The following is a 14,487-nucleotide window of genomic DNA, read 5'->3' as shown; positions in this document are numbered from 1 at the left end:
GCGCTTAGCTGGTCCATAAAAAAACGAGACATAAAAAAAACCCGCCGAAGCGGGTTTTTTCTCAACTGCTGGTCCGTCACCGGGCACATGCATGTTACTGCAGCAGCGAAATATCCGCCACGCGCAGGAACAGCTCACGCAGTTTTTCGAGCATAGAGAGACGGTTGATACGCAGCTCTTTATCTTCCACGTTCACCATCACTTTCTCGAAGAAGGCATCGATGACATCACGCAGTTCCGCCAGCTCCACCAGGGCTTCCTGGTAGCGGCCTTCGGCGAAATACGGCTCCAGCTTGTCACGCAGTACCACAACCTGCATCGCCAGGGCGATCTCTTCTGGCTCTTTCAGCGTCGCAGCGTTGACACGCTCGTTCAGCGTTTCGTCGGATTTCGCCAGAATGTTAGAGACACGCTTGTTAGCCGCGGCCAGTGCAGATGCCGCTTCCAGCGTACGGAAGTGGGAAACCGCCTTCATACGCGCATCGAAATCTGCCGGACGGGTTGGACGACGTGCCAGTACCGCCTGAATGGTATCGACGGTGTAACCTTCGTCCTGATACCACGCACGGAAGCGACCAAGCATAAAGTCGATCACATCATCGACCACGTTGGCGTTGGTCAGCTTATCACCGTACAGACGTACCGCTTCTTCAGTCAGGGTCTGCAGATCCAGGTTCAGGTTCTTTTCAACGATGATACGCAGCACGCCCAGGGCAGCACGACGCAGCGCAAACGGGTCTTTGTCGCCTTTTGGATGCTGACCGATGCCAAAGATACCTGCAAGGGTGTCCATCTTATCGGCAATCGCGACCGCACAGGCCACCGGATTAGACGGCAGCGCGTCACCCGCGAAGCGCGGCTGATACTGCTCGTTCAGGGCCACGGCCACATCTTCCGCTTCACCGTCGTGACGCGCGTAGTGCATCCCCATCACACCCTGGGTGTCGGTAAATTCGAACACCATGTTGGTCATCAGGTCACACTTGGACAGTAAACCCGCGCGCGTTGCGTGGTTCACATCCGCACCGATTTCACGTGCGATCCAGCCAGACAGCTCCGCAATACGGTCAGTCTTGTCGCGCAGCGTACCCAGCTGTTGCTGGAACAGCACGGTCTGCAGACGTGGCAGGTGATCTTCAAGACGCTTTTTACGGTCGGTGTTGAAGAAGAACTCGGCATCCGCCAGACGTGGACGCACCACTTTCTCGTTACCGGAGATAATCTGGATCGGATCTTTTGATTCAATGTTCGCCACGAAGATGAAGTTTGGCAGCAGCTTGCCGTCGTTGGCGTAAACCGGGAAGTACTTCTGGTCACCCTTCATGGTGTACACCAGCGCTTCAGCCGGCACGGCCAGGAATTTCTCTTCGAACTTCGCGGTCAGTACCACTGGCCATTCAACCAGAGAGGTTACTTCTTCCAGCAGGCTGTCGCTCAGATCCGCTTTACCGCCAATCTTACGCGCCGCGTCTTCCGCATCCGCCTTGATTTTGGCTTTACGCTGTTCGTAGTCAGCAATAACTTTACCGCGCTCCAGCAGGATCTGCGGATACTGGTCAGCATTGTCGATGGTGAACTCAGGCTCGCCCATGAAGCGGTGCCCACGGATCACGCGATCGGACGCCACACCCAGGATGGTAGCCGGAATAACAGTATCGCCCAGCAGCAGCGTCACGGTGTGCACAGGACGCACAAAGTGCACGTCGCTTGCGCCCCAGCGCATCAGTTTTGGAATCGGCAGCCTGGCCAGCGACGTGGCGATCATGTCAGGCAGCAGCGCTTGCGCACTTTCACCTTTCACATGAGCACGGTACAGCAGCCACTCGCCTTTATCGGTGGTCAGACGCTCAGCCTGATCGACGGTGATACCACAACCACGCGCCCAGCCTTCAGCCGCTTTGCTTGGCTTGCCTTCAGCATCAAATGCCTGAGCAATCGCCGGTCCACGTTTTTCAACTTCACGATCCGGCTGAGACGCCGCCAGGTTCGCCACTTTCAGCGCCAGACGACGCGGAGCAGCAAACCATTCAATTTTACCGTGTGCCAGGCCAGCGTTATCCAGCTCAGCAGTCACGTTCGCAGCAAAAGATTCAGCCAGGCTGCGCAGGGCTTTTGGTGGCAGCTCTTCGGTGCCAATTTCCACCAGGAAAGTTTTCTCAGACATGGCCGCCTCTTATTTGTTTCGGTTGCACATCGGGAAGCCAAGGGCTTCACGGGACGCATAGTACGCTTCTGCAACGGCTTTGGTCAGGGTACGAATACGCAGAATGTAGCGCTGACGTTCAGTCACGGAGATGGCTTTGCGGGCGTCCAGCAGGTTGAAGCTGTGGGCGGCCTTCAGAATACGCTCGTAAGCAGGCAGCGGCAGCGGAGACTCCAGCGCCAGCAACTGCTGCGCTTCTTTCTCGTACTGCTCGAAGCAGGTGAACAGGAAGTCCACATCCGCGTATTCGAAGTTATAAGTGGATTGCTCCACTTCGTTCTGATGGAACACGTCGCCGTAGGTGGTTTTACCCAGCGGGCCGTCGCTCCAGACCAGGTCGTAAACGCTGTCTACGCCCTGAATATACATGGCCAGACGTTCCAGACCGTAGGTGATTTCGCCGGTAATCGGTTTACATTCCAGACCGCCAACCTGCTGGAAGTAAGTGAACTGCGTCACTTCCATACCGTTCAGCCACACTTCCCAACCCAGACCCCAGGCACCCAGCGTTGGGTTCTCCCAGTTATCTTCCACGAAGCGGATGTCGTGAATGGTTGGATCCATACCCAGCTCTTTCAGTGACCCGAGGTACAGTTCCTGAATGTTGTCTGGCGATGGCTTAATCACCACCTGGAACTGATAGTAATGCTGCAGACGGTTCGGGTTTTCGCCGTAACGGCCATCGGTCGGACGACGTGAAGGTTGCACATAAGCAGTCGCCATTGGCTCCGGCCCCAACGCGCGTAAGCTGGTCATTGGGTGTGAAGTGCCTGCGCCTACTTCCATGTCCAAAGGTTGAACAATGGTACAGCCCTGACGAGCCCAGTAATCCTGTAAGGTCAGGATCAGGCCCTGGAAGGTCTTGGTATCAAACTTTTGCATAGTATGTCGTGCTGGATACGTGTGGTTTTAAATGGAAGGGACCAGTATACCCGCTGCCTGCAAGATATACAGTACGAAACGGGTTTGTTTAGGGAAAATTGGGGAAATAAGCCACCACGCCAGGCAGCTGCCGGCGTCTGGCTGTTGATTATGCGAGCGGCTTAGCGCATGGAGAGATGTAAAAACTGACCGTCTGCGTCAAACGAACAGACAAAGCCCTCTTTACGGGACGTATGGCCTTTCAGCTCATAACTCCCCTGGAATCGCTCAAATCCGGTGACATCAATGTTCTGCGCATCCGAGTTATAGCGGCGCGCAGCCTGATCCTTACAGAACTGCTCCATATTCAGGGAGCGTTCCGGGCTGATTTTTCCCTGCTGTGCTTTTTGCACGGGTGCAGAGGGTGGCGTACTGCATCCTGCCAGGATAAACAGCAGAAAGAGTGACGCCGCACGCTTCATCATCATTTTTATTACCGCCCTGTTCAGTGGCTGTTATTTTTAGTAGCAAAGCTTTTATAGATTATGCCCTGGCATTCTGCGAACCTCGCGGCTTTCAAACAAGGCTGCTCAATAAAACTCAGAATTTTCCAGAGAGAGGCTTCAATACAATCGCAGTCACACTGAATTTACAAGGGATGATGAGGAACTGATGTCGTCAAAAATTAGCTGGATTGATAATCTGCGAGGAATAGCGTGTCTGATGGTGGTCATGATCCACACGACGACCTGGTATGTTACCAATGCGCACAGTATCAGCCCTGTTAACTGGGATATAGCCAATATTCTTAACTCCGCGTCGCGGGTCAGTGTGCCGTTATTCTTTATGATTTCCGGCTTTCTCTTTTTTGGCGAGCGTAGCGCGCAACCGCGTCATTTTATCCGCATCGCCGCCTGCCTGGGCTTCTACAGCGCCGTGGCCTTGCTCTATATCACCCTGTTCACCTCGATTAACGCCGGGCTATCACTCAAATACCTTCTGCAAAAACCCGTCTTCTACCATCTGTGGTTTTTCTTCGCCATTATCGTTATCTATCTGGTTTCCCCACTGATTCAGGTGAAAACCGTGAGCGGGAAAATGCTGCTGGCGCTGATGGTGGTCATTGGCATCATAGCCAACCCGAATACGGTCTCGCAGAAAATTGATGGTTTTGAATGGTTACCGGTCAATCTCTATATCAACGGCGATACCTTTTACTACGTGCTCTACGGCATGCTGGGGCGAGCTATCGGGATGATGGACACCCAAAAACGCGGCATGAACGGGCTATGTGCAGCGTTGTTTATCATCGGCGTGATCGTGATTTCGCGTGGAACGCTGCATGAACTGCAATGGCGCGGCAATTTTGCCGATACCTGGTACCTGTATTGCGGCCCGATGGTCTTCATCTGTGCCGTATCCCTGCTTACACTCGCCAAAAACACCCTGAACGCACGCCCCCTTCCGGTGCTGAGCGTTATCTCCCGACACTCGCTCGGAATATACGGTTTTCACGCGCTGGTGATCCACGCCCTGAGAACGAGAGGGGTCGAGTTCAAAAGCTGGCCGGTGCTGGATATCCTCTGGATTTTCACCGTCACGCTGATGGCGAGCCTGCTGCTGTCAATGCTGCTGCAGAAGGTCGACACCCGCCGCTTCGTCAGTTAACGCTGCGCTGTCGGGCACGATGATACTGGCGCGGGGAGGAAAACCCCGCGGCCAGTGAGGCCTGTTCCACGCCACGCCCTTGCAACAGCCACTGTTCAGCCACCGCCAGACGCAACTGCTCCAGATAGTCGCGAACGCTTATCCCTAAATGCGTCTGAAAAAGCCGCGTTAAATGGCGCGGGCTGACATGCGCCAGAGCGGCAATCTCGGGTAAAGCCCAGGCTTTGTGCGGCTCGGTGGTAAGCGCATCCTGCGCACGATGAATGGCCGGGTGAAGATGATTACGGTAGCGTAACCATGGCGACAGCTGGGGATCGTCCCCCGAGCGACGAAACCAGACCACCATTTCGCGCGCCACGGCCAGCGCTTTTTCTGCGCCACACAGACGGTTAATCATATGCAGCGCCAGGTCGATGCCCGAGGTGATGCCGGCGCTGGTCCAGATATTCTCATCCTGCACGAAGATCCGGTTTTCTTTGATGATTGCCGTCGGAGCCGCCGTACGCAAACGGCTTATAACGTCATGATGCGTTGTGCACTGCCGGTGGTTCAGCAAGCCCGATTTTGCCGCCAGCAACGCCCCTGAACAGACACACATGACGGTGATATCCTGACGATGAATGTGCGGCTGCAGGCGCATTAACCAGTGCTGAATCAACTGCGCCTGCGGCGTTGAAAACTGAAAGCGGGAGTCGCTTACCCCCGGCAGCACCAGCAAACTGCCCTCAGGCAGGCTTTCCGGCAGCGGCTGAATACCGCCCATCATCAGACTAATCGACGTCGGAACCTCTGCCTGCGGACCAATGTAATGCAGGCGAAACGCGTCCCCTGCCAGCACAAAGGTCTCTGCCGGGCCCGTCATGTCTAATGACAGCACCCCGGGCAACATCACAAACCAGACGTCGATGCTCATTACAGTGACTCCAGCGTCTCCGCAACCGTTTTAATGTCGGCAAACCGCCCGGCCAGTACCGTCTCGGTACGATGACGCAGTTCCTCTGCGCTCAGGGTTATCCCCTTGTGCGTCATTGGAAACGTGAGCGTTGCCTCGCTAACAAAGGTCACAGCATAGCCCAGATCGGATGCCACCCGCGCAGTGGTTTCACAGCATTGTTCCGTGCGAATGCCGCACACGATGAGCTGATTAATGTCTCGCTCACGCAGCCAGCGGTCAAGCCCGGTATCCGTGAACGCATTATGGACGTGTTTCTGGAAGACCACGTCCGGCTGATGACGTAAAAAGGCCATCGGTTTGACATAGCCGCTTTGCAGTGTGAACGGACCGTCTTCATCTACATGGAAAATATCAACGACAGGAATGCCACGCGCCTGGCAGCCCTCAATCAGCCCCAGCATCGCCTGCTGAAAGGCAGGAATCTCGTCCTCCTGCCAGTAATGACGATGATGAAAAGACTGCTGAGTATCGATGTTGATTAATGCAGTACGTGACATGTTGAATCTCCTCGCCAGTGGGTATGACACCATACTGGCAAGGAAATAAAGGCCCGCACAGACCAAAAAAGGACAACCTCGTGCCTCTGACAGACAACCGTATTTACGACATCAGCGGCAGCAGCTGTTGGTAGATTTTGCGAAAGACCTCGCGTCTTTGCGCATAACGCGCATGACGTGCCGCATCAGGCAGATGCGCCTGTTCCAGTTGAAGCTGCGGTAACAGCTGAGAAAGCGGCGTTTCCGGGTTCATGGCAATCTGTGCCAGTCGCGCTGCACCGAGCGCAGGCCCCACATCACCACCGGTACGAAAATCGAGCTGCAGTCCGCTGATATCAGACAGCATCTGGCGCCAGTAGCTGCTACGCGCACCGCCGCCAATCAGGGTGATACTCGCCGGCGTCACACCGCAGTCATGCACCACGTCCATTCCGTCCGCCAGGGCATATCCCACGCCTTCCAGAACGGCACGAGCCAGTTCCGCCGGACCATGCTGATGGGTTAACCCAAAGAATACCCCTTTCGCTTCCGGGTTGTTATGCGGCGTGCGCTCGCCGGAAAGATAGGGTAAAAACCAGACGGTACCCGCACTTTCATCCGCCTGCTGTGCAGCAGCAATCAGTGCCGGAACATCAGCCATCCCGGTCAGTTTCGCGGCCCAGTCAAGGCAAGAGGCGGCGCTCAACATAACCGACATCAGATGCCATTTTCCCGGCAGCGCATGGCAGAAACTGTGAACGGCACTTTCAGGATTACTGCGATAACCCTCGCTGACCGCAAAATAGACGCCAGACGTTCCCAGCGAAAGCATCGCCTGCCCGGCTTCCACCATCCCGACCCCCACGGCACCCGCCGCGTTGTCACCGCCACCGGCCACCACCGGGACAGCGGGCATATTCCAGCGTTCTGCGACGGCAGGCTGTAAGGTACCCGTTATCTCACTGCCCTCATAGAGCGCTGGCATATGTTCGCGAGTCAGATGGCAGGCATCGAGCATGGCCTCGCTCCAGTCACGTTTGGCCACGTCGAGCCACATCGTGCCGGCAGCGTCGGACATGTCGCTGGCGAAATCACCCGTCATGCGAAAACGCAGATAATCTTTTGGCAGTAAAACTTTCGCCACCTGACGGAAAATTTCCGGCTCATGGCGGTGTACCCACAGTAACTTTGGTGCGGTAAAACCGGGCATCATCAGGTTGCCGGTAATACTGCGGGAGGTGGGTACTCGCTCTTCAAGGAGTGCGCACTCTTCCGCACAGCGACCATCGTTCCAGAGAATGGCCGGTCGCAGAACGTGATGCTGACTGTCCAGTAACGTCGCGCCGTGCATTTGCCCGGCAATGCCGAGGGCTTTTACGTCACGCAGACTGTGCTGTTCACCTAGCGCTTTGATTGCACGATCCGTTGCCAGCCACCACTGCTCCGGATCCTGTTCCGACCATAGCGGATGCGGACGTGAGACCTGCAGCTTTTCTGTCTGCGTTGCTAACACGTCGCCCTGCTCGCTTAACAGGATGGCTTTCACACCCGATGTGCCAAGATCAATCCCGATATACATTCGGTGACTCCTTTAACAGAAATGCCCGGTGGCGCGACGCTTACCGGGCTTACGTTATTATCTACTCGCTGTTATTTATCGAACAGGTAGTGATTAACCAGGTTTTCCAACAGCTCCTGATGCCCGCTCTGATGCTGCGGCGCCAGTTGATGCTGTTCAGCGTACTTCGCGACGTCCGCAAGCGATAACTGGCCTTTCAAAATTTGCTGACCCAGCTCACTGTTCCAGCCGCTATAACGCTTCGCGACACGTTTATCCAGTTCACCGTCTTCAATCATACGGGCGGCGACTTTGAGCGCCAGCGCCATGGTATCCATTGCGCCAATATGGCCGTAGAACAGGTCGTATTTGTCGGTGCTCTGACGGCGCACTTTGGCATCGAAGTTCAGCCCGCCGGTGGTGAAACCACCCGCTTTGATAATTTCATACATCACCAGCGCATTCTCTTCCACGCTGTTCGGGAACTGGTCGGTATCCCAACCCAGTTGCGCATCGCCGCGGTTAGCATCAACAGAACCGAAGATACCCAGCGCGATAGCAGACGCGATCTCGTGATGGAAAGAGTGGCCGGCCAGCGTGGCATGGTTGGCTTCAATGTTAACTTTGATCTCTTTTTCCAGGCCGAACTGTTTCAGGAAGCCGTACACGGTAGCAACGTCGTAGTCGTACTGGTGCTTAGTCGGTTCCTGAGGCTTCGGTTCGATCAGCAGCGTGCCGCGGAAACCGATTTTGTGTTTATGGTCGACCACCATCTGCATAAAGCGGCCAATCTGCTCGCGCTCCTGACGCAGGTCGGTGTTGAGCAGGGTTTCATAGCCTTCACGACCGCCCCACAGCACATAGTTTTCGCCGCCCAGCTGATGCGTGGCGTTCATTGCGGTAACCACCTGCGTTGCCGCCCAGCTAAACACTTCCGGATCCGGATTGGTTGCCGCACCCGCGCCATAGCGTGGGTTGGTAAAGCAGTTGGCCGTGCCCCACAGCAGCTTCACGCCGCTTTGCTGCTGTTTAGCCGCCAGCACATCCACCATCTGCGCGAAATTATTCAGATACTCTTTCAGTGAGGCGCCTTCCGGCGACACATCCACGTCATGGAAGCAGTAGTACGGCACGTTCAGTTTGTGGAAGAATTCAAAGGCGACATCGGCTTTACGCTTCGCCAGCTCGATGGCCTCACCCGGCTGCTGCCATGGACGGTCAAAGGAACCCACGCCGAACATATCGGCTCCGTTCCAGCAGAAGGTATGCCAGTAACAGGCGGCAAAGCGCAAATGATCTTCCATGCGCTTACCCAGCACCAGCTCATCCGGGTTGTAGTGACGAAATGCTAAAGGATTGGTTGTTTTCGGGCCTTCGTAACGAACACGATCGAGTTGGTCGAAATAAGCTTGCATATTGAGCTCCATAATCAGGGTATGCGGCGAGTCGTTGATACAGGAGTAATAGTGAATAGACATTTTGGCTTGCTCAATTACGTTATTTCACACTGCTATTGAGAGAATGCACAACTGTGCGCTGGCTCGCAAAATAATGTGCAGGCAAACTATTTTTCGGTCCCTCTTCCATAATCAAATGTAATTAAGACGTTACGTATTTTAAAATTCGATCGCGGTCATAAATTCAGAAATAAACCAAATATCATAATGCGAAGATAAAAATCTGTAATTGCCAGCCCGCCTTTCCCCGTTAAAAATTTGCTGCGTCCCAGCAGTGAATGTTTCTTTTATCTCAGCAACACATACCCCTACAAAAAGGCCCTATAATTATGAAGATAAAGAACCTGTCCCTTACTCTCTGCACTACGCTCCTCCTTGCAAGCTTTGCCGGACATGCCAAGGAAGTCAAAATTGGCATGGCGATTGACGATCTCCGCCTTGAACGCTGGCAGAAAGATCGCGATATTTTTGTGAAAAAAGCGGAATCACTTGGCGCGAATGTGTTTGTGCAATCCGCGAACGGCAACGAAGAAACGCAAATGTCGCAAATTGAGAATATGATCAACCGCGGCGTCGATGTGCTGGTCATTATCCCTTATAACGGCCAGGTATTAAGTAATGTCGTTAAAGAAGCCAAACAAGAAGGCATAAAAGTCTTAGCCTATGACCGCATGATTAATAATGCGGATATCGATTATTATATTTCGTTCGACAATGAAAAAGTGGGTGAATTACAGGCTAAAAGCCTGATCGACAAAGTACCTCAGGGCAATTATTTCCTGATGGGCGGCTCGCCGGTTGATAACAACGCCAAGCTGTTCCGCGAAGGGCAAATGAAAGTCCTGAAGCCGTATATCGACAGCGGTAAGATTAAAGTGGTCGGCGATCAGTGGGCGGATGGCTGGCTGCCAGAAAACGCGCTGAAAATCATGGAAAACGCCTTAACCGCCAACAACAACAAAATCGATGCTGTCGTCGCATCCAACGATGCCACCGCAGGGGGCGCAATCCAGGCGCTCAGCGCCCAGGGGCTGGCAGGAAAAGTGGCTATTTCGGGTCAGGATGCCGACCTCGCGGGCGTCAAACGCATCATGGCAGGCACACAAACCATGACCGTCTACAAACCGATTACCCAGCTTGCGAATACGGCGGCGGAAATTGCCGTGGAGCTGGGAAATGGTAAGCAACCTAAGGCAGACGCGACGCTGAATAACGGGCTTAAAGATGTTCCGGCTCGTCTGCTCACCCCCATTGAAGTCAATAAAGAGAACATTGACGCCACCGTCATTAAAGACGGTTTCCACAAGAAGAGTGAACTGTAATCCAGCGCGCCCCTGCTCTGCGGGGGCGCATAGAGTTGTACTGTTCTTCCCTCGGGTCATGTGGAGCAGTTATGCCTTATTTACTTGAAATGAAAAGCATCACCAAGCGCTTTGGCGCGGTGAAAGCGGTCGACAACGTCAGTCTGCGGCTCAATCCCGGCGAAGTGGTCTCGCTGTGTGGCGAAAACGGATCGGGCAAATCGACGTTGATGAAAGTGTTGTGTGGGATCTACCCGCACGGCAGTTACGAAGGCGAAATTGTCTTTGCCGGTGAAGTGATTCAGGCGACACACATTCGCGATACCGAACGCAAAGGCATCGCCATCATCCACCAGGAGCTGGCGCTGGTGAAGCACCTCACCGTGCTGGAGAACATTTTTCTGGGGGCCGAAATTTCACGTCATGGCGTACTGGATTACGACACCATGACGCTACGCTGTGAAAAACTGCTGGCCCAGGTAAGTCTCGCGATTTCCCCGGATACGCGCGTCGGTGATCTTGGCCTCGGGCAACAACAGCTGGTTGAAATCGCCAAGGCGCTGAACAAACAGGTAAGGCTGCTGATCCTCGATGAGCCAACGGCCTCCCTCACCGAGCAGGAAACGGCCGTCCTGCTCAATATCATTCGCGATCTGCAAAACCACGGCATTGCCTGCATCTACATTTCGCACAAGCTCAATGAGGTAAAAGCCATTTCGGACACCATCTGTGTGATCCGCGACGGTCAGCACATCGGCACACGTGAAGCTGCCGGCATGAGTGAAGATGACATCATCACCATGATGGTGGGGCGCGAGCTCACGGCGCTCTATCCAAACGAACCGCACACCATGGGTGACGAAGTGTTACGCGTGGAAAACCTCACCGCGTGGCATCCCGTTAACCGCCACATCAAGCGCGTTAATGACGTCTCGTTTTCCCTTCACAGCGGCGAAATCCTCGGTATTGCGGGGTTAGTCGGGGCCGGGCGCACTGAAGCCGTCCAGTGCCTGTTTGGCGTGTGGCCGGGCCGCTGGGAAGGCCGTATTTTTATCGACGGACAGCCGGTAAAAATCGAGAACTGCCAGCAGGCGATTGCCCACGGTATCGCCATGGTACCGGAAGATCGCAAGAAAGATGGCATCGTCCCGGTCATGGCGGTGGGTAAAAACATCACGCTTGCCGCGCTCGATAGGTTCTCCGGTGCGCTGAGCAGCCTCGATGATGCTGCTGAGCAGCAGTGCATTCTCCAGTCGCTCGCCAGACTCAAGGTCAAAACATCCTCCCCGGAACTGGCCATTGGACGCCTGAGCGGGGGCAACCAGCAGAAGGCAATCCTGGCGCGCTGCCTGCTCCTCAACCCACGCATATTGATCCTGGACGAGCCGACGCGTGGGATCGATATCGGCGCCAAGTACGAAATCTACAAACTGATTAATCAGCTTGTACAGCAAGGGATTGCCGTCATTGTCATCTCGTCTGAGTTACCCGAAGTGCTCGGCCTGAGCGATCGCGTGCTGGTCATGCACGAGGGAAAACTGAAAGCCAATCTGATTAACCAGAGCCTGACGCAGGAGCAGGTGATGGAAGCCGCTTTAAGGAGCGAACGTCATGTCGAAAAGCAATCCGTCTGATATTAAAGTCGCTGTTCCGACGCCCGGCGCGTTTGCCGGACTAAAAGCGCTGAACCTGCAGGTTTTCGTGATGATCGCGGCGATTATTGCCATCATGTTGTTCTTTACCTGGATGACCGATGGCTCGTACTTAAGCGCGCGTAACGTCTCTAACCTGCTGCGTCAGACTGCCATTACCGGCATCCTCGCGGTGGGCATGGTATTCGTGATCATCTCGGCGGAAATCGACCTGTCGGTGGGGTCGATGATGGGTCTGCTCGGTGGCGTGGCGGCCATTTTTGACGTCTGGCTTGGCTGGCCACTGCCGCTGACCATTGCGGTTACGCTGGTGCTGGGTCTGCTGCTGGGTGCCTGGAACGGCTGGTGGGTTGCCTACCGTAAAGTCCCGTCGTTCATTGTCACGCTGGCGGGGATGCTGGCCTTCCGCGGGATCTTAATTGGCATTACCAACGGCACCACCGTCTCCCCTACCAGCGCAGCCATGTCACAAATTGGTCAGAGCTACCTCGCCGATAGCGTCGGCTTTACGTTCGGTGTGATTGGGTTGCTGGCGTTTGTGGCCTGGCAGTGGCGTGGACGAATGCGCCGTAAGGCGTTGGGTCTGGCATCGCTAGCGTCAACGTCCACAGTCGGTCGTCAGGCACTCACTGCGGTCATTGTACTGGGCGCAATCTGGCTTCTGAACGACTATCGCGGTGTCCCGACGCCAGTATTGCTGCTGGCACTGTTGCTGCTGGCCGGGATGTTTATGGCCACGCGTACCGCGTTTGGTCGCCGTATTTATGCCATCGGCGGCAACCTTGAGGCTGCTCGCCTTTCAGGGATCAACGTCGAGCGCACCAAACTCGCCGTCTTCGCCATTAACGGCCTGATGGTTGCTATCGCCGGGTTGATCCTCAGCTCGCGTCTGGGGGCGGGTTCTCCCTCGGCCGGGAACATCGCCGAGCTGGATGCTATCGCCGCCTGCGTCATTGGCGGCACCAGCCTCGCAGGCGGTGTCGGCAGCGTGGCTGGCGCGGTGATGGGGGCATTTATCATGGCTTCGTTGGATAACGGGATGAGTATGATGGACGTCCCGACGTTTTGGCAGTATATCGTCAAGGGGGCCATTCTTTTGCTGGCAGTCTGGATGGACTCTGCAACCAAGCGACGAGCCTGATAACAATATTGTGACTTATTTGGGAAGTTAGCCATGTTTGAAAAGCGTCACCGCATCACGTTGTTATTCAATGCCAACAAAGCCTACGACCGTCAGGTGGTGGAGGGCGTTGGTGAATATTTGCAGGCGTCGCAATCCGAGTGGGATATTTTTATCGAAGAAGATTTCCGAACCCGTCTCGAAAACATCAAAGAGTGGCTGGGCGATGGGGTCATCGCTGACTACGACGACCCCGTCATTGAGCAATTGCTGACTGACGTCGACGTTCCGATTGTTGGCGTCGGCGGGTCTTACCATGCGCCCGAACACTATCCGCCGGTTCACTATATCGCCACCGATAACCATGCGCTGGTTGAGACCGCCTTCCTGCATTTGAAAGAGAAAGGCGTCCATCGCTTCGCGTTTTATGGTCTACCGTCAACCAGCGGCAAGCGCTGGGCAGTTGAGCGCGAACATGCTTTCTGCCAGCTTGTCGCGCAGGAGAAGTACCGCGGCGTGGTTTATCAGGGGCTGGAAACCGCGCCGGAAAACTGGCAGCACGCGCAAAACCGACTGGCGGACTGGCTGCAAACTCTGCCGCCGCAAACCGGCATCATTGCCGTCACGGATGCTCGTGCCCGCCACGTTTTGCAGGTCTGCGAACATTTACACATTCCGGTGCCGGAAAAAGTGTGCGTCATTGGCATTGATAACGAGGAGCTGACGCGTTACCTCTCTCGCGTGGCGCTCTCGTCCGTGGCACAGGGTACGCGTCAGATGGGCTATCAGGCGGCAAAGTTACTGCATCGTCTGCTGGATAAAGAAGCGTTGCCGCTTCAGCGCTTACTGGTTCCCCCTGTCCGTGTAGTTGAACGCCGTTCAACGGATTACCGCTCCTTAAGCGACCCGGCAGTTATTCAGGCCATGCACTACATTCGCAACAACGCCTGCAAAGGGATTAAGGTCGATCAGGTGCTGGACTCGGTGGGTATTTCCCGTTCGAATCTGGAGAAGCGGTTTAAAGAGGAAGTGGGCGAAACCATTCATGCCGTCATCCACGCCGAGAAACTGGAGAAAGCACGCAGCCTGCTGATCTCCACCTCATTGTCGATCAACGAAATCTCACAGATGTGCGGTTACCCGTCGCTGCAATATTTTTATTCGGTGTTCCGAAAGGAGTATGAAAGTACGCCAAAAGAGTACCGGGAGCGTCACAGCGAAGTGATGATGTAGAAA

At 54.9% G+C, this 14,487-nt stretch carries 12 protein-coding genes; 5 read left to right on the top strand and 7 right to left on the bottom strand.

From position 1 onward, the window contains the following. Positions 1 to 94: 94 nt before the first annotated feature. From glyS to ACN9MQ_RS00875, 3 genes are all read right to left on the bottom strand, one after another. The gene (gene glyS, locus ACN9MQ_RS00885; RefSeq protein WP_014168126.1) at positions 95 to 2,164 is read right to left on the bottom strand and encodes a glycine--tRNA ligase subunit beta; all 2,070 of its coding nucleotides are present in this window, start codon (positions 2,162 to 2,164) and stop codon (positions 95 to 97) included. A gap of 9 nt (positions 2,165 to 2,173) precedes the next feature. Continuing rightward, positions 2,174 to 3,085: a glycine--tRNA ligase subunit alpha gene (gene glyQ, locus ACN9MQ_RS00880; RefSeq protein ID WP_014168125.1), complete on the bottom strand. Its 912-nt coding sequence runs from the start codon at positions 3,083 to 3,085 to the stop codon at positions 2,174 to 2,176. A 161-nt stretch (positions 3,086 to 3,246) separates the two neighbouring features. Beyond that, positions 3,247 to 3,552: a YsaB family lipoprotein gene (locus ACN9MQ_RS00875; RefSeq protein ID WP_014168124.1), complete on the bottom strand. Its 306-nt coding sequence runs from the start codon at positions 3,550 to 3,552 to the stop codon at positions 3,247 to 3,249. Positions 3,553 to 3,736: 184 nt separating this feature from the next. Between ACN9MQ_RS00875 and ACN9MQ_RS00870 the strand changes: the two genes are divergently transcribed. Further along, a complete protein-coding gene (locus ACN9MQ_RS00870; protein WP_014168123.1) occupies positions 3,737 to 4,732 on the top strand; it encodes an acyltransferase in 996 nt (331 codons plus the stop codon). Here ACN9MQ_RS00870 and ACN9MQ_RS00865 read toward each other — a convergent pair. The 4 genes from ACN9MQ_RS00865 to xylA all read right to left on the bottom strand — a co-directional run bounded on the left by ACN9MQ_RS00865 (position 4,725) and on the right by xylA (position 9,136). After that, complete coding sequence (locus ACN9MQ_RS00865) at positions 4,725 to 5,645, bottom strand: GlxA family transcriptional regulator (protein WP_063214999.1); 921 nt, start codon at positions 5,643 to 5,645, stop codon at positions 4,725 to 4,727. The genes ACN9MQ_RS00870 and ACN9MQ_RS00865 overlap by 8 nt on opposite strands. Then, positions 5,645 to 6,184 (bottom strand): isochorismatase family protein, encoded by a 540-nt coding sequence (locus ACN9MQ_RS00860; RefSeq protein ID WP_020882645.1) that lies wholly within the window; start codon positions 6,182 to 6,184, stop codon positions 5,645 to 5,647. The genes ACN9MQ_RS00865 and ACN9MQ_RS00860 overlap by 1 nt, the downstream gene beginning before the upstream one ends. Before the next feature lie 103 nt (positions 6,185 to 6,287). Continuing rightward, positions 6,288 to 7,742 carry a xylulokinase gene (gene xylB / locus ACN9MQ_RS00855; RefSeq protein ID WP_025206427.1) on the bottom strand — a complete coding sequence of 485 codons (1,455 nt, stop codon included), beginning with the start codon at positions 7,740 to 7,742 and terminating at the stop codon, positions 6,288 to 6,290. Between the two features lie 71 nt (positions 7,743 to 7,813). Then, complete coding sequence (gene xylA / locus ACN9MQ_RS00850; RefSeq protein ID WP_086462926.1) at positions 7,814 to 9,136, bottom strand: xylose isomerase; 1,323 nt, start codon at positions 9,134 to 9,136, stop codon at positions 7,814 to 7,816. A 371-nt stretch (positions 9,137 to 9,507) separates the two neighbouring features. Between xylA and xylF the strand changes: the two genes are divergently transcribed. The 4 genes from xylF to xylR all read left to right on the top strand — a co-directional run bounded on the left by xylF (position 9,508) and on the right by xylR (position 14,484). After that, on the top strand, positions 9,508 to 10,500 hold the full coding sequence (gene xylF / locus ACN9MQ_RS00845; protein WP_020882647.1) for a D-xylose ABC transporter substrate-binding protein: 993 nt from the start codon (positions 9,508 to 9,510) through the stop codon (positions 10,498 to 10,500). 71 nt (positions 10,501 to 10,571) lie between these two features. After that, positions 10,572 to 12,113, top strand: a complete 1,542-nt coding sequence (locus tag ACN9MQ_RS00840) for a xylose ABC transporter ATP-binding protein (protein ID WP_307373687.1) — start codon at positions 10,572 to 10,574, stop codon at positions 12,111 to 12,113. Then, positions 12,091 to 13,272 carry a xylose ABC transporter permease XylH gene (gene xylH / locus ACN9MQ_RS00835; protein ID WP_426021476.1) on the top strand — a complete coding sequence of 394 codons (1,182 nt, stop codon included), beginning with the start codon at positions 12,091 to 12,093 and terminating at the stop codon, positions 13,270 to 13,272. The genes ACN9MQ_RS00840 and xylH overlap by 23 nt, the downstream gene beginning before the upstream one ends. Positions 13,273 to 13,305: 33 nt before the next feature. Next, positions 13,306 to 14,484, top strand: coding sequence for a D-xylose utilization transcriptional activator XylR (gene xylR, locus ACN9MQ_RS00830; protein WP_410377683.1), 1,179 nt, complete (start codon positions 13,306 to 13,308; stop codon positions 14,482 to 14,484). Positions 14,485 to 14,487 lie beyond the last annotated feature (3 nt).

It is taken from the genome of Enterobacter sp. R-25 (assembly GCF_049913205.1).
Classification (GTDB): domain Bacteria; phylum Pseudomonadota; class Gammaproteobacteria; order Enterobacterales; family Enterobacteriaceae; genus Enterobacter; species Enterobacter ludwigii.
The sequence above is the reverse complement of the archived record's forward strand: the minus strand, read 5'-3'. Positions and strand labels throughout refer to the sequence as shown.

Excerpts from the sequence above, each read along its gene's own strand:
- xylB (WP_025206427.1), bottom strand. The coding sequence starts at position 7,742 with ATGTATATCGGGATTGATCTTGGCACATCGGGTGTGAAAGCCATCCTG.
- ACN9MQ_RS00860 (WP_020882645.1), bottom strand. The coding sequence starts at position 6,184 with ATGTCACGTACTGCATTAATCAACATCGATACTCAGCAGTCTTTTCAT.
- glyS (WP_014168126.1), bottom strand. The coding sequence starts at position 2,164 with ATGTCTGAGAAAACTTTCCTGGTGGAAATTGGCACCGAAGAGCTGCCA.
- xylA (WP_086462926.1), bottom strand. The coding sequence starts at position 9,136 with ATGCAAGCTTATTTCGACCAACTCGATCGTGTTCGTTACGAAGGCCCG.
- xylH (WP_426021476.1), top strand. The coding sequence starts at position 12,091 with ATGTCGAAAAGCAATCCGTCTGATATTAAAGTCGCTGTTCCGACGCCC.
- xylF (WP_020882647.1), top strand. The coding sequence starts at position 9,508 with ATGAAGATAAAGAACCTGTCCCTTACTCTCTGCACTACGCTCCTCCTT.
- xylR (WP_410377683.1), top strand. The coding sequence starts at position 13,306 with ATGTTTGAAAAGCGTCACCGCATCACGTTGTTATTCAATGCCAACAAA.
- ACN9MQ_RS00865 (WP_063214999.1), bottom strand. The coding sequence starts at position 5,645 with ATGAGCATCGACGTCTGGTTTGTGATGTTGCCCGGGGTGCTGTCATTA.
- ACN9MQ_RS00840 (WP_307373687.1), top strand. The coding sequence starts at position 10,572 with ATGCCTTATTTACTTGAAATGAAAAGCATCACCAAGCGCTTTGGCGCG.
- ACN9MQ_RS00875 (WP_014168124.1), bottom strand. The coding sequence starts at position 3,552 with ATGATGATGAAGCGTGCGGCGTCACTCTTTCTGCTGTTTATCCTGGCA.
- glyQ (WP_014168125.1), bottom strand. The coding sequence starts at position 3,085 with ATGCAAAAGTTTGATACCAAGACCTTCCAGGGCCTGATCCTGACCTTA.
- ACN9MQ_RS00870 (WP_014168123.1), top strand. The coding sequence starts at position 3,737 with ATGTCGTCAAAAATTAGCTGGATTGATAATCTGCGAGGAATAGCGTGT.